The organism is Halomonas sp. AOP30-A1-24 (assembly GCF_052378165.1).
GTDB classification, from domain to species: domain Bacteria; phylum Pseudomonadota; class Gammaproteobacteria; order Pseudomonadales; family Halomonadaceae; genus Vreelandella; species Vreelandella citrativorans.
In genome coordinates this window covers 60262-81048 of the sequence record NZ_JBQSXL010000011.1, presented here as the reverse complement: position 1 = coordinate 81048, position 20787 = coordinate 60262, and the positions used below count along the sequence as shown (strand labels likewise).

General features: G+C 52.8%; 15 protein-coding genes. 1 reads left to right on the top strand and 14 read right to left on the bottom strand.

From position 1 onward, the window contains the following. Positions 1-11 precede the first annotated feature (11 nt). The 13 genes from ACT3TJ_RS08340 to ACT3TJ_RS08280 all read right to left on the bottom strand — a co-directional run bounded on the left by ACT3TJ_RS08340 (position 12) and on the right by ACT3TJ_RS08280 (position 18248). Complete coding sequence (locus ACT3TJ_RS08340) at positions 12-1286, bottom strand: VWA domain-containing protein (protein WP_192528423.1); 1275 nt, start codon at positions 1284-1286, stop codon at positions 12-14. Positions 1287-1325: 39 nt separating this feature from the next. Continuing rightward, positions 1326-1826, bottom strand: a complete 501-nt coding sequence (locus ACT3TJ_RS08335) for a hypothetical protein (RefSeq protein ID WP_225733913.1) — start codon at positions 1824-1826, stop codon at positions 1326-1328. Between the two features lie 9 nt (positions 1827-1835). Beyond that, on the bottom strand, positions 1836-2573 hold the full coding sequence (locus ACT3TJ_RS08330; protein WP_192528422.1) for a hypothetical protein: 738 nt from the start codon (positions 2571-2573) through the stop codon (positions 1836-1838). 33 nt (positions 2574-2606) lie between these two features. Continuing rightward, the gene (locus tag ACT3TJ_RS08325; RefSeq protein ID WP_225733912.1) at positions 2607-4001 is read right to left on the bottom strand and encodes an SUMF1/EgtB/PvdO family nonheme iron enzyme; all 1395 of its coding nucleotides are present in this window, start codon (positions 3999-4001) and stop codon (positions 2607-2609) included. A gap of 133 nt (positions 4002-4134) precedes the next feature. Next, positions 4135-5358 carry an ABC transporter permease gene (locus tag ACT3TJ_RS08320; protein ID WP_225733911.1) on the bottom strand — a complete coding sequence of 408 codons (1224 nt, stop codon included), beginning with the start codon at positions 5356-5358 and terminating at the stop codon, positions 4135-4137. Then, a complete protein-coding gene (locus tag ACT3TJ_RS08315) occupies positions 5342-6016 on the bottom strand; it encodes an ABC transporter ATP-binding protein (RefSeq protein ID WP_287076923.1) in 675 nt (224 codons plus the stop codon). Before ACT3TJ_RS08315 ends, ACT3TJ_RS08320 begins: the two co-directional genes overlap by 17 nt. Positions 6017-6044: 28 nt before the next feature. After that, positions 6045-8006, bottom strand: coding sequence for a vWA domain-containing protein (locus ACT3TJ_RS08310; RefSeq protein WP_192528420.1), 1962 nt, complete (start codon positions 8004-8006; stop codon positions 6045-6047). Beyond that, a complete protein-coding gene (locus ACT3TJ_RS08305) occupies positions 8003-9103 on the bottom strand; it encodes a hypothetical protein (protein ID WP_192528419.1) in 1101 nt (366 codons plus the stop codon). Before ACT3TJ_RS08305 ends, ACT3TJ_RS08310 begins: the two co-directional genes overlap by 4 nt. Then, positions 9096-11864, bottom strand: coding sequence for a putative virulence factor (locus ACT3TJ_RS08300; RefSeq protein ID WP_192528418.1), 2769 nt, complete (start codon positions 11862-11864; stop codon positions 9096-9098). Before ACT3TJ_RS08300 ends, ACT3TJ_RS08305 begins: the two co-directional genes overlap by 8 nt. Next, on the bottom strand, positions 11861-14914 hold the full coding sequence (locus ACT3TJ_RS08295) for a virulence factor SrfB (protein WP_192528417.1): 3054 nt from the start codon (positions 14912-14914) through the stop codon (positions 11861-11863). The genes ACT3TJ_RS08300 and ACT3TJ_RS08295 overlap by 4 nt, the downstream gene beginning before the upstream one ends. A gap of 15 nt (positions 14915-14929) precedes the next feature. Continuing rightward, positions 14930-16339, bottom strand: a complete 1410-nt coding sequence (locus tag ACT3TJ_RS08290) for an SrfA family protein (RefSeq protein WP_192528416.1) — start codon at positions 16337-16339, stop codon at positions 14930-14932. A gap of 242 nt (positions 16340-16581) precedes the next feature. Beyond that, positions 16582-16860 carry an arginase family protein gene (locus tag ACT3TJ_RS08285; RefSeq protein WP_441678566.1) on the bottom strand — a complete coding sequence of 93 codons (279 nt, stop codon included), beginning with the start codon at positions 16858-16860 and terminating at the stop codon, positions 16582-16584. A 68-nt stretch (positions 16861-16928) separates the two neighbouring features. After that, positions 16929-18248: an NRAMP family divalent metal transporter gene (locus ACT3TJ_RS08280; protein ID WP_441678568.1), complete on the bottom strand. Its 1320-nt coding sequence runs from the start codon at positions 18246-18248 to the stop codon at positions 16929-16931. Positions 18249-18604: 356 nt separating this feature from the next. On the opposite strand from ACT3TJ_RS08280, the gene ACT3TJ_RS08275 reads away from it, so the two are divergent. Next, entirely contained in the window at positions 18605-19255 is a 651-nt protein-coding gene (locus ACT3TJ_RS08275) for a hypothetical protein (protein ID WP_441678570.1), read from the top strand. Between the two features lie 45 nt (positions 19256-19300). Here ACT3TJ_RS08275 and mapR read toward each other — a convergent pair whose 3' ends face one another. Further along, positions 19301-20722, bottom strand: coding sequence for a GntR family transcriptional regulator MpaR (mapR, locus tag ACT3TJ_RS08270; protein ID WP_441678572.1), 1422 nt, complete (start codon positions 20720-20722; stop codon positions 19301-19303). Positions 20723-20787: the final 65 nt, after the last annotated feature.

Here is a 20787-nt window from a genome sequence, read left to right as displayed (position 1 = left end):
AAGGCTTAGACTTAGGGGGTGCAGTACTCCTCACCAAGTGCTTCTCTTCCCGCATCTAATAGCATTGTACTAATCATTTCAGCATCTTGAGATCCGAACACGCGCCCACCTGTTTGTTCGGCGATGCAGTTTGATAATCCGCTGTTCGAAATATCCACAACGTTAATTTTGAGCCTGGGCTGTTGGCGGGCAATTTCTTGAGCAATAGCGCATTGGTCCTGACCACAGCCATCATCGCCATCAACAAACGCTAAAATAACCGCATCACGCTCTTTGCCATCAACGATATTGGCGGCCTGTAATAAGCTTGCTCCTAGTGGTGTACCGTCATTAGCCAGCAATCGATTAACACCCTTTATGAGCTGTGGGCGTTGCTCTGCAGAGAACATGCCTTGCATAACCGTAGCGTCACACCCTTGATAGGTGATCAGTCCAATATCGACACTGGGGTCAATCGCCTGCACTAAGTCGGTGAAGGCTCCTTGAGCGACAGTGAGACGTGAGGGACTGGCAATTATTTGCTGCATACGTGGATCATTGATCTGAAACTCACGCAGGGCATCGGGCATGTTGAAAAACCACAATTCATCTTCCCTGGACGTTTGAATATTCAGGTTCATGGAACCGGAAGTATCAAAGATAGCTACGAATTCTGGTGGGGGGGTGTTGTCGCTATAGCAGACAAGAGGGATTGTTTCGTCTTCGCTTGGTTGCCAAGGAAGAGAAAACGGTCCCCATCGATTAAAGGCAAGCCACAAGCCAAGCAGTATTAGCCCAACCATAAGCGGTAAGAGTAATAACGGTAATAGCAAGTGATAGCGCCGCCTTGGAGGATCTGCTGGTCGTGCCATTACAGGTTGATTGATTGGCGTTGAGGACGTAACAGGACCTGCCATCGACTGCACGGGTACCCAGTGAACTAAAAGCGGTTCGCCATTTACTGAGTACAGATTTTCGGTGCTGGGCCCCGAGGGCAACTGCCTTAACTCACTCGCAGCTGCGTTGTCTCGTTTTTCCAGTTCAGTGATCAGGTTGCTTAAAGCCAATAAGCGTTGATCAAGACGCTCTTTCAGCTTCTGCTGGTCACTGAGTGGAAGCTCTTTAAAGTGATGGGATTGTCCCGGTAACTCCGTCCACCACTCCAGACTATCGGAATTTCCCGGGCGAGGCGTGGCAAATAAGTTGCCTATGCTAGGAGGGCTGTAGCGATGGACGAGCCTCTGCAACCGCTGTGGTTGCAGAGGGTCTGCCAAAGCAAGCCCTTCCTCACGCAGAATACGCTGCATGGAGGCCCTCCAGCGAGGAGGCCGCTATCTTTTGAATCATCACGGTGCATAGCCCAGGCTTTGTTGAAGTCTGTCTACTTGCTCTTGCAAAGCTTTAAGCCGTGCTTGTCGTTCAGCGAAACTCTCCTCTTCTGCACCAGACGTTGCTAAGTCCGCGTTATTCTGCTGCGCTAACGCGTTCAGTTGATGCTGTAGCCCTAACTGATCTTGAGAGCGGCTCTGTAAGCGCACCATTAAGTGTTCAATCGTACGCTCAAGTTCATATTGTTGCTGATTAGTCACGCGTAGCTCATCTCGTGTAGCACGTTGCTGCTCTGCAATTTGCCGCTGGATATCACGAAACAGTGCATTTTCTTCTTTATCAAGCTGCACTTGCTGCTCGCCAGCATCGATACGTGACCGATAGCCGCCGCCAGCATCACAAGATAGCTTGGTGAGAAGACTGGCTTCTTGGCTGGGGTCACAAGCTTGCGGAGAAGTGGCACAGCCATTAAGTAGTATCAGGCCGCAAGCGACAGCCATAAGTTGAAACTTCATCATAGTGTCTTCTTACCCCAGAGTGATCGCAGAACGCATGCTGTAGAGATCATCGACTTCTTGTTGCAGCGCTAGTACCTGCTGATTCATTACGGCAATGTCTTGCTCAACCTGCTGAATTTCAGAAGAGCTTGCTTCTTGACGCTCTAACTGGGCCACTTCTTCATATTCGGTCACTGTTTTTTGCATGTTTCGAATATCGCGTCGTAGGATCTCGATATTACTGTCGATACCGGCTAAATCGTTTTGAGCCATTTCCTGGTTTATACGTTGCTCAGCCATTTCCTGCTCTAATCGTTCGATACGTTGGCGGTCTTCGGCCATAACTTGACGGGCCGTTTCTGTGCGGGCGATAACTTTCTGAGTATCTTGCTGAATATCTTTGCTCATCATCTGTAAGCGCTCTGCTGATGAAGCATATTCATTACGCCGCTGGTCTAAATAGTAGTTAGCACCCATGGCGACGCCACAGGCACTGATGCCTGCAATAATGGCACACTGAGCTTGGTTGCTAGAGCCACTGAGCATACATCCTATAACGCCAACAGCTGCACCTGCTGCGCAGGCTTGAAAACCAGATTTATTGAAAAACTGAGCATCGTTGCCTTGCGTTAAGCGTGGATCTGCTGATTGGTTGTCAGAACTGTTGAATAAGCTACTACCGGTGCTGGCGCAACCAGATAGAGCAAGTGTGCTTGCTATTGCTGAGCCAACGAGCAGCTTCTTAAAATAAGTGGTGTAGAGCGACATGTGTTGTTCCCTTGCGTTGTTTAATAGTGGTTATTATTTTGCCATGGCTTTACAGTTCTCAAGCCAAGCCCCGGCGGTAATGCTCTGATTGTTTAAAAACTGTTGCTGATGCCCCCAGTAAGTTTGAAGATAGGGTTCAAGCTCGCTTAACTGAGCGTTAAGGGAGAGAATTTCGCTAAATACTTGCACTTGTTCTGCTAGAGAATCGGAACTATATAGAGTGGCGGATTCCACCAAACTGCTTGCGTAATAACGGCTAAGACCTTGAAGGCGCTGTTCTTGATCCTCCAGGCGGGTTTGCCGCATTCCGCAACTGGCATCAGGGTTGTCGTTTTCACAGTTAACCCGATAGTTATCCGCCAGAAAATCATAAAAAATGCCATCGTCTTCTAACTTGGTGCATAGAAAAGCACCCAAGTTGAGGCTGGCACGAATTGCCTGGTTGCGTGCTTCTTCACGACGTTGGTTGCTGGCACGCAACTGGCGCTCTAGTGACTGAAGTTCTTCTTGTAAAGCATCATCTTGTACGCCAGAGGCCAGGGCGGCCAACTGGACTGCCGTATCCGGCGTGCCATCTTCTTCCTCTCCCAGTCCAAGCGCTGCCCACTGCTCTTCGATCTCTGCGATACGCTCTCGGGAGGTAAGTGTCGGTGCTACGACAGCCAGGCGCATGCCGGTAGCACGGCCGCGGGATTGGCCTTCACCATCATAGTACGGCTCTTCACTACGTAAGGCCGTGCGAATGTCTTCACGAGGGCTTAAATAATTGCCACCGCGCACGATAACGCCACCTGCTTGGCCATGCTGGCGGTCAAGCTTGTTAAGTCGGAAGGGTTCAAACATCATTTCACTGGCGTTACCCAGTATGTCATGTAGGCCTAATGGATTAGGGGCCAATAGGCCTGTTAGCTGGAGTCGTCCATTGGAAGACTGAGCGCCTGAAAACCATTCGTAAGCATTAATTCCTTCTGGCATGAGATAACGAGAATCACGATACTCCGCCGTACTTACTTCAAGACCGCCACGTGCAGCGAACTCCCATTCAGTTTCTGTGGGTAAACGCACGAAACCTAACGCACTGTCTTCCTGAGGAAGTGCATCCACCGCATTGTCACGCAGCCACAGGTTGTAAGTATCGCCAACCTGCATGGCATCAAACCAACTAATGCCTACTTTGGGAAGACGCTTACGATTAGAGAGGCCTGGGCATGTGTTTTCCATTAGGGCTTCGTACTGTAGTTCGGTTAGCTCGTACTTGGCCATTAGGTAGTACCGGGAGGTAGCTCCTTGGTCGTCTATAAAGCTACCCGAAATATGTGCTGGACGGCTTTGCTCCACGTAACCCCATCCTGTGCCGTCTTGCCCTACTTGAACGGGAAAGTCATCGAGTGGTTTGCTGACGGGCACATGTACCTGGCGAAACGTCATTGCACCACCGCACGGCATTGGAAGCACCACATCCCCACTCGAAGGGGCTGGGTTGTAGAGTCTTTCAGGCCATTGCTCCGCTTGGGCAATACTGGAAACGCTAAGTCCGGACAATAATAAGATAAGGCAACGTTCAAGCTTCACGTAGACTCTCCGCTGGTTGAATTCCGTAGGCACGTATCACGCCGACCATGACGACCAATAGCCCTACCGAAAAAGCGAGTATTAAAGCGATCACGGCATGGAGGGGGGTAATATGGCTCACAACGCCTGAGGCTAAATGGCTCGTGGCGAGGGCACGGTTAAAAACGACGGAACCCAGCGCAAATAGGCCCAGCCCTGCCACAAAAGCGATTAGCGTTAACACGCTCACTTGAGCGGCTATATAGGTGGCGATAGCCGGGCGTTGAAAACCAAGCAAGCGTAAAACAGCATACTCACGGCGTTTTCGATCAATGTTGGCTAAAAAAGCACCACTCATGGAGGCCATGCATCCAATAATCGCTGTTACGGCAATAACACCGAAAACGAGTTCTAGAACTCTATTGATGGTGCGTACATTTTCAATATCAGCAAGCTGGCTTGCAGTATCAATACGCTGGTTCTCCAACCACTCCACTAATCCCTGTACTGAATCGCCATCCTTGGCGTAAACACGCGCCCGGGCGTATCTCAATGGGTAATCATCTCGCGCTAAGCCATTATTTATGCCTAAAAGGGGACTTGCTTGACCGTCTCGAAAGTGTTCCAACTCAATAAGCAGTGAAAGATCCACAAAAGCAGCCGGACGCGAAAAGCGGGCAGGCTCTAGTACACCCGCAATTTCTACGTTCAGGTGACCACGCTCAAGCTGTTCATCAAGCCTTCTGTTAACCGCTAAAGTAAGAGATTCGCCCTCGATGACGTCAAGGCGCCTGGCCGCTGACTCACTTAAGATGATGCGTGCCCCTTCAGGGTAGCGATCCAGGGTGTTTAGCAACGGGTCGCCAGGTGCCGAAGGAATCAATTCGATGCCCTCCAGGAAGTGCTGACGATCCTTCAGCAAATTGGCTTGAGTATTCAGTGAGCGTGTTTGCCCAATAGCGAACCCTACCTCGGGATGTTCGCGCAGTTTCGTCATCCAGTGATCGTCATAACTACCGCTTGTCAGCATGCGCACTTCGAGGTTTCGTGGGTCATCAAGTAGCTCGCTTTGAAGCTGGCTAACAACGCCATGTTTGAGTCCGAAAAGCAGCAACAGCGGCGCAATCACTGCTACTAAAGCGGCCGCGATACATAACGATACTTGGCGATCATGCCAAAGATCCTGCAACGCTAAACGAGTAATGAGAAAAAATCGGTTACTGCGCGAAGGCAAAACAACACCCCTCTGGCGTTAAGGAGGCTGCCAGTCTTGGCAGTTTGAACTGATCAACCAGCGTGTAGTCATGGGAGACCACGAGTGCAGCCATATCGAGCTCTTTCACAAGCGATACCATAAGGTCAAAAAGCTGAGCCCCTGCGTATGGATCAAGAGCTGCCGTGGGTTCATCGGCCAGTAATACCTGCGGCTCATGTGCCATCGCTCGCACGAAAGCAGTGCGCTGGCGCTCTCCAATGGAAAGCGCACTAGGGCGTTTATCCAACAGAGCGTCCAGGCGCAGCTTGGCACAGGCATGCTGAATGCGTTCACTACTAGCGGGTAGGCCCAATAAGCGCCGGGGGAGCGTAATATTGTCGCGTACGCTCAAGTACGGCAGCAGCCCACCGTTCTGTAGTAAGAAGCCAATGTCTTTCGAGCGAATGCTGGCCAGGGTGTTTTCGTTCCTGTTATGCAGCAAGGCGGCCACGTCGGTCTTTGCCTTCCCAAGCGAATAGCTTTGCAGCGTGCTGGGAGCGAGCAAAAGCCCTATTGCTTCTAGCAGGGTGCTTTTACCACAGCCGCTAGGGCCGACAATTGCCGCTACTTGTCCCGAGATGAGAGCAAGTTCTGGCAAATAGACTTCGTGACGCTCATCGCCCTCACCACGTGCCACACGTAATTCCTTTAGATTCAGCACAGGCTTAAGGCATCATTTCTAGTGGAATCGGATAGACATCATCTCTAGGGTCGGCGCCTTCAGCGAGAGATACCCACCTATCAACGTCTTCGTTATAGCGCTGGTAATGACGTAGTTTAGTGGCGAGGCGTCTGATAAAGCGTTCTTGCTGCAAACCATCCCAACTCAGCCAGGTTTCTTCATCAAGATTAAGCACTTCGCTTTGATAGGGGAGGTCGTCAAGGTACTCGCCCATAAGTCCTAATTCGCTTAAGTGCTGCCCTTCGCTTTGCTGTACTTGATTAGGATCCGCACCCATTGCTGCAGCCACAGAGCGGAGCCGATCAAACATGTCGGTCGGCGAAATAAGCCCAGCATTTGCTGCGTTAAGAATTTCACTGACCACGTCACTCAAATCGCTAAGCTGCCCTTTGGTAAGCAGTACGCGCACGTCGATGGTTGGCACATGTTGAGCAATGAGATCTCGGTCGCTAATCCATGCTTCAAATACGGGTGGAGCTTGGCTTCCCGTTACTTGGCCAAGGTAAGCAAGGCGCATTGCATGGCCAATGACCTGCATATCATCCATCAAACGTTGCTCACTTGGGTCTTCAGTGGGCTCGGCGTTTAAAGCGCTACCGATGGCCTCATCGCCTAAATATGCCGCTTGAACCTGGTCCGTAATCGCGGAGGCTAAAGCATCAACACGCTGTCCAAAAAGTGTTACATCGCCTGTATTAACAGGGTAATAGAGTGAGGTGCCCGTGCCTGCGAACGTAGAGAGGTTGCTGTATTGTGCTTCAGCTTTAGCATGGTCCCCGTTGCTCTCGCCGCCAGGGGTTTTTAAATGCAAGGTATAGACTGCAATACCTTGACGGGCGGCTTCCAGACGAACCTGGTCTGCACTAAACCCTGTCGACGAGCGCTCGCTATCACTGTCAATTGCACTGGCGTCAGTGATTAAAACAATGTAGCGCGCGCCAAAATTACTCCACTCAATCTCTTCGACTGCCTGCATGATGCCCGCATAAGCATCTTCCTCCCAGCCAACGGTAGAAACCTGGGCTTCGCTGAGGCTTGCCACCCGGGCCATAAAATCGTTGCCGCTTTCAATATCAGCAGGATTAGCGAACATACGGGTGACATACTCAATGCCGGGTGCTGCGTCTACGCTGTCGCGATAGGAAACCAGGCCAAATTTTACCTGGTCTGTGAGCTGTTGGTCCTCAATCCTCTGGTATATACGCTCAACGGCTTCACGGGTACGCTCAATGTAGGGTCCCATGGAAGAGGTGGAGTCAATGACAAATACAACACCGGCATTAAACTCACGTAACTGCGCTGAAGGATCCTTCTGGGTATCATCCTGCTGGCCTTCTTCAGCCGCCTCACTGACAGAAGCAACACGCAGCAAGCGTGTCATAAAGCCAGCCTCAGTCATGATCTCTTCGCCTTCAAGAATAGGCAGTAAATAAAACTGTTCTTGAAGATCGACAAAGTACTCAGGCTCTTGGGCGACGATCCCCGAAGCCTCACCATCACGGCGTAGCTGAGCACGTAAGGGAGCTACTTTTCCGGAAGGCTCAAAGTCGTCAAAAATTTGCATCAGTCCGTCACGTTCTTTAAAGAACATCAGACGTTCACGATTAGCAGGATTGGTAAATGACAGTGTGAGCTGCATTTTCCAATCGACCGTACAGGATTCAGGCAGCCAGCCAATGGCGCTGCCATAACTATCGGGGCCCACCTTTAGCCAGTTTTCGCCACTCTTCTCGCTCAACTGATACACATAAAAACGGCTAAAGGCAGGTTGGAGCTCGCCCCCTGCACCGCCTGCATCTTGCACGAGGTGACAGCCTGGCGTTGTCAAAACGCGTTGGTAAAGTGTTTCCTTTCCTTCTTGTAATAAAGGTCGGTCGTCAGCGAGCGCTTGAGTAGCTGCCAACATGCCTACCGTCAGGCTCAGCAGTATCCTGTGCAGTGTCATGGCTGAAGTTCCTCAAGTCGCTGATTAGCTTCTGGATTTGTGGCGTCAATGCCTTGGGCGGTCTCGTACCAGAAGATAGCGGTTTCAGCATCCGCTTCTGGGAAGCAGGTACTGGATGCATGCTGTTCAGGATCAAATTGGCGGGCATAGCCAAGCGCGGCGTCAATATCGCCATTAAGCGCCTCATGGGCGTAAAGACGACGTGCTATGCCGCAACGCTCATTCGCTAGCGCGTCGTCAATCACGCTCAGCATGACGTCAGAATCAATCCCAGCAGAGGTGCAGCTCTGAATAAACTCAAGTTCGCCCTGTTCGGTCATACGCTGAAGAGAGCAGGGAGCGGCAATCCCTTCTGCCGGGCCCTCTTCACCGACCGGAGCTATTTCAGCTTCAGGTTCAGATTCAGGTTCAGGTTCAGGTTCTGGGGCAGCAGGCTCTTCTTCCAACGGCTGTTCAGGCTGACTTTCCTCCTGCTCTGCTTCGCTGGCAGCGTCTGAAGGCGCATTGCGCATCGCTAGGCCGAACCAGGCGGCGGCTGCAAGAAGTGCCAAAAGCACAATAGCCAGTACTATCCAAAGCCATCGCTTATTGCCCTTTTTTGCTGTCTGGGGCGCTTCTGGCGCTGGCGTTGTAACCTCGGCGGGTGATGGCTCAACCGGTATGGGGTCAGGCTCTGGTTCGGGTTCTGGCGCCGCCGGTGAATGTAGGGCCGCTCCTGCGGCTAATGAGGGCGTACTGCCACTGGCGCCGGATGGCATCAGGTCACGGGCTAGCTTTAAACGTGCGCGCCCCAACTCCGTGCCATCAGCAGCGTAAAACCGAACCATATTGGTGGCATGCGGATTTTCGATTAGTGGGTCAACGATCTGCTCATCGACCACAGCCGTCGAGTGGCCGTCCGCATTGGTTTGCAGCGTTGGCAGCGTGAATTTAAAAGAGTGGCTTCCCCACTTTCCATCGGCTTGTAAAAAGTGTTCATCCTGGTTGCGCTGAATGTCTACCGACAGACCTTCGCTCGGAGGAGTGCCACCGATCATTACTAGCTGGGCATAACCGGGTTTAAGATCAGACAGGGGGCGAAGCTCAACTTTACGCATACGCCTTCTCCTTGGTAGTGAATAACGCAAGTACCTCACCGAGGCGCTCATTCTGCTCAATGGTGATTTCGCGACCGCCGCTATGCCCGGCATTTTCTTGAGTCATGAGATAAAGTCCGGATAGCCAGTTGCCAAAATACACCTGCGCTTGATTGACGGGCTGGTCAGGTAGTTGCGGTAATTCGCCGTTGGGTAGGTGGTCACGCTGATAGCCAAATAGGGGACCTTTTCTACCCACAAGGCTTGCAGGCCGCTGATCCACAGGAAGGTAGTGAAAACCGAGCCAGGCAATGAAATCACGCAGCACGAGCTGGGCCGTCAATACTTGCCGTGACACGAGCCGATCCCGGCGGGCGCCGCTTTGAATGCGTTGCAGCAGGGCTTCTTGCAGTTTCTCTTGTACCTTTGACCGGCTGGCACCTGTAATCAGTTCATCGGCCAATAGCTTCATCAAATCACGATCCAGCCCCAGCATGCGTAACAGCCCTTGGCGCTGGGGAAACTCACGCAAGTGACCTACCCAGGCGTGATAGACGGCCTTGGCAAAGCGGTGATCAGCACTTTGCAGCACGGGCGCTCTTGGTGCCTGGGCGGGTATATCGGTTGGTTCGCCAGGACTGTCGCCAAAAGGAAGCGCTCCAAAGTCAGCTTCCAGGCCAGCACTACTGCTGCCATATAGCCCACCATTGTCGACGCTAGCGTCGTCGTCATCTTCTGTGGATGATGACAGGCTGTCTTCGCTGTCACTGAGGTAGAGGTCGCGAACGGTTTCGTCGGGCAGTTCCAGGTGATATTGCAGCTCTCCCATTGATTGCCAGCGCACCTGAAGCTCTTTCCAGAAACGGCCTGCAATGGCGCGCTTCTGCTCTACTTCACCATCGGCGTCATTGAAGTGCCAAGTAGCAAGACGATCCGTGACCAGCGTACGATATGTTTCCTTGAGCTGGCTTTCGATCCGGCCTAATTTGTACTCCAAGCCTGCAATGCGGCCCAGGTAGTCGCCAACGTGGGCCATGCCACCATCATCTAGCGTCAGCATTGCTTGCCAGGCATCGGCGGGTTGCTGAACGTGCTGCTGTACCGTCGGGCTTTCAATGAAGGTATTTTGCATGCTTGCCAAGGCTGCTTGTGTTGCTTCGTTTATGGCAACTTCCCGGCCTTCTTCACTTACCAGGAACGGCACAGGCAAACGCGGTTTGCGCACCAAGAAAGTATTATTAAACGCTTGGCCGGGTGACCACTCCTGCATCCACTCAAAGCTTCCGAAACGCTCCAGCATGGTCATTTTGATCAGACCTTCCCAGCCTTCACGCAACTGGCTTTCGGTTTGTTGCAACGCGCCGGAAATACGCTTATCGAACATGGTGAGCGCCCAGATCAGCCCAGGATCGCGCTGGCCGCGTTCGGCGGCTGTTTCGCCTTGGGTTTTTTCGATCCAGCGGGTTAAGACCGGGCCAACGCTTGTCACATCGCTCTGCTTGTCTGAACTTGTACAGACCACCAAGCCGTTCATTTCCTGGCTGTCCGTGTAGCGCTCGAACAGGTAGGCCACCTTGCCACGCAGCAAGAGTTGAGAAAGGCCTTCCTGGCTTCCTGATTCACCAATATTACGTAGGCTTAAACGGCCGCGATAACCGGGGAAGTCCAGCAGGTCCACCTGCTCTACCCGCGGGTCACGGGTAGGCTCGATCAGAGGAAAGGTCAGTTCCGCCGTGAGTGCTGCGAGTTGGGCAACCGATAAACTAACCGGCGCGGCCAGGGTATCGCCAATTGAGGGGCAAACCTCAAGCGTATAATCCTTTGCGGTACCCAGGCGCTCCAGTATGTCGACGTTCATGATGCTGTCGCGCTGACTAAAGCCGTCTCCATCGCTCACTACCAGGCAGCGAAGCGGGGCATAAACGCGAGCGGCGTGGCCCAAGGCATCCAGGGTCTGGGCGAGTTGGCGATAAAGGTGGGTAAGTTCGGGTTGTTCGCCCCATAAAATGGAGAACAGCTCAGCCCGTTGGTGGCTGGTAAGTTGCGGGGCAAGCTTGACTACCTGCGGCCAGTAGCGGGCGTTGAGTTTGCTGACGGATTTAGGAAAGCTCGCCTGTAGGTAGTCCCAAAGCTCTACCACATTTTCGGGCGTTACACCTTTCGGCGTTATCCCTGATTGGCGCTTTTCATCAGATTCAGCAGCGTAAAGCGACAGCAGGCGCGCGACTTTGCTTTCATCAATTTCGTAAACGTCTTCGCGTTCGTGGTCGAAGTCGTTGAACCAGGCATTCGCCAATACTTTCGCTACTTCCACTTCGCTGAACAGCTTGAGTTCAACCGGGAATTCGCTGGGGCCGGAGCTTGCCGTGCGGCTAAATCGTGTGACCAGGCCGGTCGCTTCCTTACCACCACCGACAGGGTTGATGTGTTCGATAAAGTCTAAACGAGCCGAGCCATAACGCGTTTCCAATTTGCCGTTTTCGCCAGCCGCCAGTGCGGATATAAGATACGACTTACCCGCTTGAGAGAGCCCAAAAAAGCCGACGGTCATTGGTGTCGTGGCGGCATGCGATAAGCTTTTCGCAAGGTTACGGGATCGATAAAGGGCAAGCCCCAGCGTGTCTGCTTCACTGTCGAGGCTAGGGGCGCTTTGGCGCACTGAGTCAATCCACTCCAGGGCTTCACCTGCGCCCTGATAAAAGGACTTCCAGCCTTCGCTGAGCTGTTTCTGTTCTGGCGTCAGCTGTCCTGGTGACAACTGTTCGGGTGTCAACTGGTTCATGTGCGTTTTACGCTCCCGCTGTCCAGCCAGTAGTTGGTATCGCCCAGTCCGGCATCATTAAGTGTATTGAGCTGCAGCTTCAGGTCACGTGAGCTAAAGCTGCCTTCACCGCTCGTTTCAACGCTGGCGATCTTCAGGCGATCACTGATCAGGCTGCCTTTGCTGGCCCGTTCATCCACCGCTAAACGTACCTTCAATATGAAAGCGTGGCCCGTATTGGCTTTGGCTTTTTCGAACTTCTCCGTCCCGGTCGGGGTAAACGTCAGCGTATAGAGCGGAGACGCTGACCAACGCTGAGCGGCTAGCTGGCGAAAGCCGATTCGAAGTGCACCGCGCATTTCGATTGCGGGCGTTTCCCCTGTTTCATCTTCTTGCAGATGAATCATGGTGCCGTCTTCGGAGGTTGTTATATCGCGATAGGTGATATCGGCATCAGGGATCGTATTATTGTTATCAATCAAACCAATATGACGAATCGTTGAATAGGGTTTCAGCTTCGCAGCATCGAAAAAGAAGTTGGACAGATCATGGCGGGTGCACAGTGAGCACAACATCGCGCCTACGGAAGCCGTGGTTTTAGGATCGTCTATACGGCCGTTGCGATGGAAGGGGTACCAACTGCCTGTGCGGTAACCCTGCAGTGGCAGGATGCGCCCCGGTGGTAGTGGCAGCATTTTGCGCAAATAGGCTTGGACACCCGGTAAACGTGATGGGCGGCCGGTAATCAAGAGCATGTCGCACTGATATTGGAAAACCACTTCACACAGCGATGCCAGGGTTTTGCAGATGTTGAAGCGATCTTGCAAAAAGGCACGATGAACGTCCAGCAAGTTGAACGTAAGCGGAATGCTCATCAAATCAAACGTAAGGTCCATGCCCAGCTCGTGCCTTAGTGCCGTTTCGACATAACGGTGCACCGATGTGCTTACCTTGTGCTCGCCTAAGCGTTCACCGTAGGTGAGTGTCTCTGAGCCACAAGGCTGCTCGGGGTTAAAGCTTTCATAGGCCTCAAGTAGCGCTAGGCCGAGCGGGGTGAAAACCTGCAGGTTAAGCTGTTGGCGTAGAACCTGATTCTGGGCATTAGCGTTGTCCTGCCCGCATAGTTGCGACATCATCGAGTCAGGCGATGCTACTCCTGCCTGCTTGAGCGCGGCCTCAAAACTGGGAAGTACGAACAGCTGAATGACATCAAGCAGGATGTCATCTCCGGCGACGCGGAAACCGTCACGAAAGCGCTGCTGTGGTACGACGGAGACATTACTGCCTCCGCTCGTTGATCCACTGCGGTCAAGATGGTAGTCGGTAATGACCAGGTCCGTGGTGCCGCCACCAATATCAATAGTGGCAAGGCTGACCTGCTCACGATGGGGTTTATCAGGGCGTGCAAGCGTTGCGAAGAACTCTTCTGGATGCCCGGCAAAGTTCTCCTTGATTTCCGTATAGAGGTAAACCAACTGGCCGCAGGAGGCTTCGTCCCACTCTACACGCAAGCTCGGCATCGGGACGCGTAAGGTGCCGTCAGCTTCTGCTTCAAACGGATTACTCTCTTCTTCACCGTGATCCCAGCCCAGGCTTTTCCAGATCAGGGCAACCGCTTGCTCAAGCCGTGATACCAGCAGGCTGCGTTCTGCCTGTGGCAGCGCTGGAGGCACTGTCAGGGTGATAGAGCGTAGCTGGCGAGGGCGGTTGGTATGCCCTTGCCGGGCACGCTGAGCGGGGCTGTTCATCTGCATCAATGCTTGTGCCAGCACTTCTGACAGCATGAAGGTCATCAGCGAGCTGCGCGAGTAGTGCGGCTTGAAGACAGGTAGCTGATCTTCTTCATCCAGCGTGTAGAGCGCATCCCCCAGCTCGTTAATCAGATGAGAGAAGGGGGCGGCGGTGGCATGTGGCTCCGTGTCGGTACGCACATACGCACTGTTAAAGCGCCAACCGTGGTGATATGTCTCATCGTCCCACAGGTAACGTTTGGGGCTGGATAGACCTGTGGAGCCTTCGGTGCCCCGCCGCCGTCCGGCCAAACGTCCTGCTTCCACGCCAACCCGGGCGATGGTAGGCCATAAGAAAGCGTCATGACGGCCACTCTTGACGGATAAGTGGTCTTTGCCAAAAAAGGTCTGTGAGAATTCAATACGACTATCAAACGGGTCTCTATAAACCCGCTCAGGATCGACAAGGTCACGCAGCTCAAGCACATAGTTGTGTCTCAGCCCCATGCCCGACTGGCCGTGATCTTCTATCAGAATCCCGCACGTACGCGAGTTGCCGACATCGAGCACTAGGTCGACGGGAATTACCCCTTCTTTCTGGGCGATAACCTTGATGTCAGGAATATGAACGCGTTTGCCCTGCTTGCTGTGCTCTTCTTCGATAGGCTGGCGCAGCAGGCTAAGTACGTTCAGGTAATGTGCAAAATGCTGGCACTCTTCAAGAGCGTCACGCATTTCCTGGCTATCAAGCTTGGGATTGGCTTCGCGGAAAAGCTCTTCAAGCCATTCTCTTACCCAGGATTGGTCAAGAAACCAGCGCATGTTCGACGTGCTGGTGGCCAGGCGGAAGTTGGTGCCTGAGTTGACGTCATCCGTCGTTGGGCAAAGGTATGCGGTGTTATCACGACGCGGCAGCGTTTGTGTATCAAAGGCTAACGTCAGGCGATGAGTATGGCCGTCGATATCGGGCTCATCCAAGGCCGTCAAGCGCATGCGGGCCCAGTTGGCAGGGCCTTCATCAAACTTGCTTGGCGGCCGAAAACGGAAAAAGGGGAGCGGGAGCCAGGCTTTATCCAACTGCTCAAGACTTGTCGACATCGCCATGTCGAATTGAGGGCGTTTAACGATTTCAAACTCGCCAGGCTCTACTTCATGAAATAAAGAGCCATCTTCTTCATTAACCAGCAGGCGAGTCAGCATCTTGTCCGTAGTGGCCAGATACATGAACTCCCCAGCTGGCTCCTTGCGAGGCTCCAGTGTTAAACCAAAGTCCAGGAACTGAACGCCGGAGTGGCTAACCAGAGTTGCCACCTCTTCGAAATTAATAATCTCAGGTAACATAATCCGTTTACCGTCCTATTCGCTGGCTTTCTGAAGCCGCATGGGAAAAGGTTCATCGTCATAGCTGGCTGCGCAGTCGGCCATTTCGCCCTCGTTTTGATGGCACTCTACGCGCGGCATTTCGTAATTACTGCCGTCTTCACAGCGAGCACGCTCTTGGGCTTCAACCTGGAGTTCACCACTTTGCATCACGGCAGTCACAGGACCTGAACACATCACACCAGCCTGCCCACCGCGGCGAATAAACATCTGTCCTTCGCCTTGGTTGAATGCGTAGCGTACTTGAAGAGGCTGACCACTCTGGCTATCCATTACGCCTGCGCCTTGCCAATTACCGTCGAGAAAAGCAGCTGTTCCATCTGGCGTGTTGGCAGGAAGGTTTAGTGGCTCAGGGAGGGCTGTTGGGCTCTGGGCTGTATTGGCTCTGCCTGCTGGCGGCTCTGTGGCACTGGGTGATAACGCGTTGACGGGCAGCTCACTGACAGGTGGCAATGGCTCAGAAAGCGCTAAATCCATATTTGATTGAGATGGCATCGTGTTTGCCAAGCTGTTATCAGATAACGCTATAGCAGGCGTTCCAGTTGAGCTTCCCTGGGCTGGCATGCTGGCTCCAGCGTTTAACCCAAAAACGCCATTTGGCAGCGCAAGATTTTTAGGGCCGATACTAAAAGGCCAAGTATTCAAGCCCTGCGAGGGCAGTTGAGGAACAGCAAAAGAAGGCGTTTGGACCGTCGGTAGACTTAGCTCAACCTTGGGTTCTAGCGGCGGTGTAGAACAGCGTTTCAATCCCAGCAGCAACAGCAAGCCTAAAAGTAAAGCCAAGGGCAATAGCCACCATAAACGGCGCCACCAAGGGCGCGGTTTCACAGCAGTGGGCTCATTGCTAGGCACGGCAGCCGCTAGTGGAGCTAGAGGCGGGGATATGGGCGCAGGAGCCTGTGCTGGCTCAGTCTCGGGATAGAGGCACTGCAAAGGATTAGCGTGCCGGTCGGCTTCAGGATGTATAAAGCCCCAAAAGGTGAGTACCGGAGTGCCGTCCACCAAATAAACATGGTTTTCATCTGGGAAGTGACAAGACCATTTGACTAAGCGTGCGAATACTTCGTGGTCACCGCCCTGGCCGTCACCGGGCATTTCGACAGCTTGAATCTCTTTTTTAAAAGATTCCAACTGAATACGCGCGTCCTCTCGTTCACCTTCAGTAGCATTCTTCCAAGGCACTACGTCACCGGGGATGCCACTGTACCAATCGACGCCTTCTCCCTGCTGGTCGCGTTGTGGTATAGCAAGGTGGCGCTCTTTTCCTTTTAGGCGGCGTGCAATAGTTTTACGTAATTGAAGCGCAGAGTGAAAAACCGGCTGCCCCGTCTCGCCAAGGGCGCGATATTGGTCTGTCTTACCGCTATGCAGCAACAGAGATGTCATGCCTATACCTTACTTTGAGGAACCACTCATTGACTGGTTCAGATAAGCCAGCGTTAAAAAAGTGGTTTCAATAAAGCAAGATCAAAAGAAGCTTGGCATGGAAGTGAAGTTGAATTTTTCAAAACCAGCGTTCCCTAACGAATTTTAATCGATTTGATTAGTTTTCTAAGCATCTTAACAAGGTTAATTTAGTAAAAAAAGGAAAGTTAGATTGGCAAGCGAGATGCTTTCTAAAAAGCCTGTTAATAGCGGATTTTAGATAGGATTTTTTTCGGGAAGGAAAACGCTGAAACGTGCACCAAAATCTCTTTTGCGTCATGTTTTTGAAACAAATTTTTAAGAGCCTTGGATTGGAAATAGACCATAAAATTCGCCCTTCTTGAGGACCATGAAGGGCGATAGTTCTTTATATCAACTTTTAGCAGTAAGTCGGTCGACATACCGCCACATACCGGTGTGCCGGTGCACGGTGCAAATGCGAGGTCGAGCCTATCAATACCTGCGCGGCCGAAAAACTGCACTTAAGCCAGTCAGTACTTAGCCATGAACTAAAGCGGCTTCGCGAGGCGCTGACTAGCAAGCACACGAGTTAGTGAATAAAGCGTACGTAAATATAGCCCAGTGACAGAAGCGCCAGGGTAGCGATCGCTAACCAGCTCCAGGCATTAATCAGACGTGAAGGGCGCTGGGACACCGGCACGGTTGAGCCGTTTGCCGTCAGGTGGTTGAGGGTAGCCAGCACCGGGCTTATCAAAAATGCCACGACCATGACAAAGTCCATAAACAGCCGGAAGCTGCCCATCAAGGTATACAGAATCACCACGGCCAGTAGTGATAAGCCCACCATGCATATAAAAAACGCGCGGCTGCCCTCAATCGTACGGCTCTCTTCCGTGGCGCCTTCCGGGCGTGTAAACGTATAGTAAGAGGCCGTGATCATGCGTGGAAAGCCATCCAGCACGGTCAGCAGTGTGGTGAGCATGACGGTAAACGCGGAAATACCCACGACCACGCCGCTCCACTCGCCCAAGGTGTTGGTATAAAGGCCAATCACTTGGCTTGCAAAAGCGACGGCGCCATCGGCGGGCGTTATTGCTTGGCTGTGCATCACGCCAGCGCCCATTACGACAAAACAGGCCGCCAGAACGGCCGCGCCGATATAGCCGATATTGAAGTCGATTTTTTCGGCGGCAGTGCCGCTGCGCACGCCCTGATTTTTATTACGCGCCTCTGACCACAGTGAGTTCATCACCGCGAGCGTAATATCAGACGGCATCAAGCCCAGCACCGCTACCAGGGTAATAAAGGTGGCCGTATTAAAAAGCGGAGAGACGGCTGTCGCGGGGTAGAAGGTCCAGTCGACCAGGGGCACGGCCACCAGGGCCGCCAACAGGGTAGTGACGCTTAAGATGACAATAAAGACTTTATTGACCCAATCAAGCAGCTTGTAACCGCCTGCGAATGTCAGCACGCAGCACAGGGCAATCAGTATCACGGCGATGGTTGGCGGGCTTAACGTCATAGGCACGATACTGCCGGCAAGACCTGCCGTGGTAATCGCAATGGCGGCAATAATAATCGCCGAGACAGGTATTTGGACCAGCGCAAACAGCGCCACCACGGATTTACCAAAGGTCTGGCGGTAGCCTTCAACCAGCGACTTGCCTGTGACGCTGACATAAAACGGTCCGAAGAAGAAAGACGGATACTTAAGCAGTACGGCAAGTAAAATAAAGCCCAGCAAGCCGATGCCATACTCCGCCCCAGCACGTGTTGATTGAACAACGTGAGACGTGCCAATGGCTGCACCCGCAAATAAAAACCCAGGACCAAGCGCGGCCAGGTATTTGGCATACATGGACTTGGCCGAGGGAGAAGCCGCCAGCGTGCTGGATTCTTGAGGGGGCATGGTGGGTTCCTTGTGAGCGAGGTTTTATTGAAGTTTCATTGTTGTTTTAAGCGATTCTGATCGCGGGCCGCTATGTTAGCTCAGTCTTTGATGGCTTTCATGCGCTATGCGCTGTATGACGTTACTCACGTATAGCAAAATCATTAAGGCTGGCTAAATGGCGAAGGTGTCACGCTAGCCGGGTTTGCTTGCGCTGGGTCAGCCTTTAAGCTGATATGTATTTATCGTAACGTTCTGAGTCTGTACTGAAACGGCAGTGCAAGGCAGAATTCAAAAACGCACAGATGGCGAGCAGGACATTCGTTAACCAGACGTCAGGCTGTTAGGGTAATAAAACGTTTAAGAGGCGCGCTACTATGCTGACTGTTTTCATTTATTTTATGATTTTTATAGGTGTCACGGCCGCTTTATACCAGGTGTATGAGGTTAATTATAATATTAACTTTGCCAATGACTTGAAGCTCTCAAGCGGCGATAAAGAGCGCCTAAGCGAGCTTTCGCATAAAGCATTGTTGGCGAAGCAAGCAGGCGGGTCAGCCGACTTTGACCAGGCGGTCGCCCAAATATTTGGGCCTCAGATGGATCCTCACATGGCGCTTCAAGCGTTTACTGAGGAAAAAGCGGGCACCTATGCCATTCCGCTTCTGCGTCGAAGGGAACAGCTTATTTTTAGCGACGAGTTACGCGTGCGCCAATTACCCTTTTGGAAGACTCGGCTGCCAACATGGGACGTCCGCGTACTGATGATTTTACTGGTGATTGTGAACAGTATGCTGGCGCAGTTCCTGGGGGGAATGAGCATCTATACGCTGCTATACCCCTTTTCATCGGCTGCCTTTACCTGGCTGAATGAACCCTCGGTGCTGATGCTATTAACTTTCGTGTTGATCGCCATCTCTCACGGCATTTTCCGGCTTGATATGTATCTGCACGACCTGTATCAAATTGGAAAGCTTTCCCGGTTAACATCGGCAGACAATCGTCATCTGCATAGCCAAAAAGCGTAAGTCGCTAAAACGAGCGTCTGAAAATGGGCACCTTACAAGCAGCGCCTAACAAGATGCCAGCATTGCTCTTAGCTGTTCGCCCAAAAACGCCATGGCCTCTTCGCTGCGCGGTGTCCATGGGTGGCCATAGCTTAAGCGGGCGCAGTTTTGATACCCCTGCGTGGCAGAGAAAATAGGCCCAGGCGCAATACTAATCCCGTTTGCCAGGGCTATTTGAAACAGGCGCAGCGAGTCCACCGGCTTGGGAAATTCAAACCACAGAAAGTATCCGCCCGCAGGGCGTGTTGCGCGGGTATCCGCAGGAAAGTAGCGTGCCGCCGCCGAGAGCATACGGGCTTGCTGAAATTCCAGCGCCAGGCGCAGCTTGCGCAAATGGCGGTCGTAGCCGCCGTGCTGAAGGTAATCTGCAATGGCTACCTGAGCGGGCACCGAGGGTGAAATTGTCGTCATCAGTTTCAGCCGGGAAATGCTTTCGGCGTAGCGCCCTCCGGCTACCCAGCCGACCCGATAACCGGGCGCCAGACACTTTGAAAACGACCCGCAGTGAATCACCAGCCCTTCATCATCAAAGTGCTTAACCGGCACGGGGGGGTTGGTGCCAAAATAGAGTTCGGCATACACATCATCTTCGATCATCGGCACCTGATGCTGCTTCAACAGCCCATACAGCGCTTTCTTTTTGGCCGTACTCAAGCTCGCCCCAAGCGGGTTTTGCAAATGGCTCATCAGCCAGCAGGCTTTAATAGGGTACTTGGCAAGGCTGTCTGCCAGCTTGTCCAGGTCGATTCCTTCCCGTGGATGAACAGGAATCTCGACCGCCCGTAACTTCAAGCGCTCCAATACCTGAAGGCTTGCGTAAAAGGCTGGGGACTCGATGGCGACAAGGTCACCAGGTTCGGTCACGCACTGAAACCCCAGGTTGAGGGCTTCCATGGCGCCATTGGTAATCACCAATTCCTGAGGCGGTAGGTGTACGCCTGCCAGCCGATAACGCAGGGCGATCTGGCGGCGCAGTGCCGTATCGCCTGCGGTCATATCGGTGATGATGGCGTTGGGAGAAAGCTCGCGCAGCCCTTTGGCCATGCTGCGCGCCAGGCGGGGAAGCGGAAACAGCTCAGGGCTTGGAAAGGCCGAGCCAAAAGGCACCGTATCGACATTTTGAAGCGACCCCAGCACTGAAAAAACCAGTTCACTTACCGCAATGTCGGCCGTTTCAGGGTGGCCCAAGGTCATTTCGGGCTCGTTGAGAAACTGCTGCGCCTGTTCGCGGACAAAGTAGCCCGAGCGTGGCCGCGACACGATTAGCCCCTGCTTTTCCATCAGATAGTAGGCTTGAAACACTGTCGATGGGCTGATGGCGTAGTGGCGGCTGGCCTGGCGAACTGAGGGCACACGTTCCCCCGGCGCCAGCACACCACTGCGGATCAGTTCGGATATTTCCTCGGCAAAGCGTTCGTAGCGTTTCATGTTCTTCCGCCGCTAAAAGCAGGCCAAGAGGATACGCGAACGGCGGTAAAAAACCGATGACCAAG

Coding starts and splice junctions, on each gene's coding strand:
- ACT3TJ_RS08295 (WP_192528417.1), bottom strand. CDS start 14,914: ATGTTACCTGAGATTATTAATTTCGAAGAGGTGGCAACTCTGGTTAGC.
- ACT3TJ_RS08280 (WP_441678568.1), bottom strand. CDS start 18,248: ATGCCCCCTCAAGAATCCAGCACGCTGGCGGCTTCTCCCTCGGCCAAG.
- ACT3TJ_RS08300 (WP_192528418.1), bottom strand. CDS start 11,864: ATGAACCAGTTGACACCCGAACAGTTGTCACCAGGACAGCTGACGCCA.
- ACT3TJ_RS08330 (WP_192528422.1), bottom strand. CDS start 2,573: ATGTCGCTCTACACCACTTATTTTAAGAAGCTGCTCGTTGGCTCAGCA.
- ACT3TJ_RS08340 (WP_192528423.1), bottom strand. CDS start 1,286: ATGCAGCGTATTCTGCGTGAGGAAGGGCTTGCTTTGGCAGACCCTCTG.
- mapR (WP_441678572.1), bottom strand. CDS start 20,722: ATGAAACGCTACGAACGCTTTGCCGAGGAAATATCCGAACTGATCCGC.
- ACT3TJ_RS08290 (WP_192528416.1), bottom strand. CDS start 16,339: ATGACATCTCTGTTGCTGCATAGCGGTAAGACAGACCAATATCGCGCC.
- ACT3TJ_RS08335 (WP_225733913.1), bottom strand. CDS start 1,826: ATGATGAAGTTTCAACTTATGGCTGTCGCTTGCGGCCTGATACTACTT.
- ACT3TJ_RS08310 (WP_192528420.1), bottom strand. CDS start 8,006: ATGACACTGCACAGGATACTGCTGAGCCTGACGGTAGGCATGTTGGCA.
- ACT3TJ_RS08305 (WP_192528419.1), bottom strand. CDS start 9,103: ATGCGTAAAGTTGAGCTTCGCCCCCTGTCTGATCTTAAACCCGGTTAT.
- ACT3TJ_RS08325 (WP_225733912.1), bottom strand. CDS start 4,001: ATGACGTTTCGCCAGGTACATGTGCCCGTCAGCAAACCACTCGATGAC.
- ACT3TJ_RS08275 (WP_441678570.1), top strand. CDS start 18,605: ATGCTGACTGTTTTCATTTATTTTATGATTTTTATAGGTGTCACGGCC.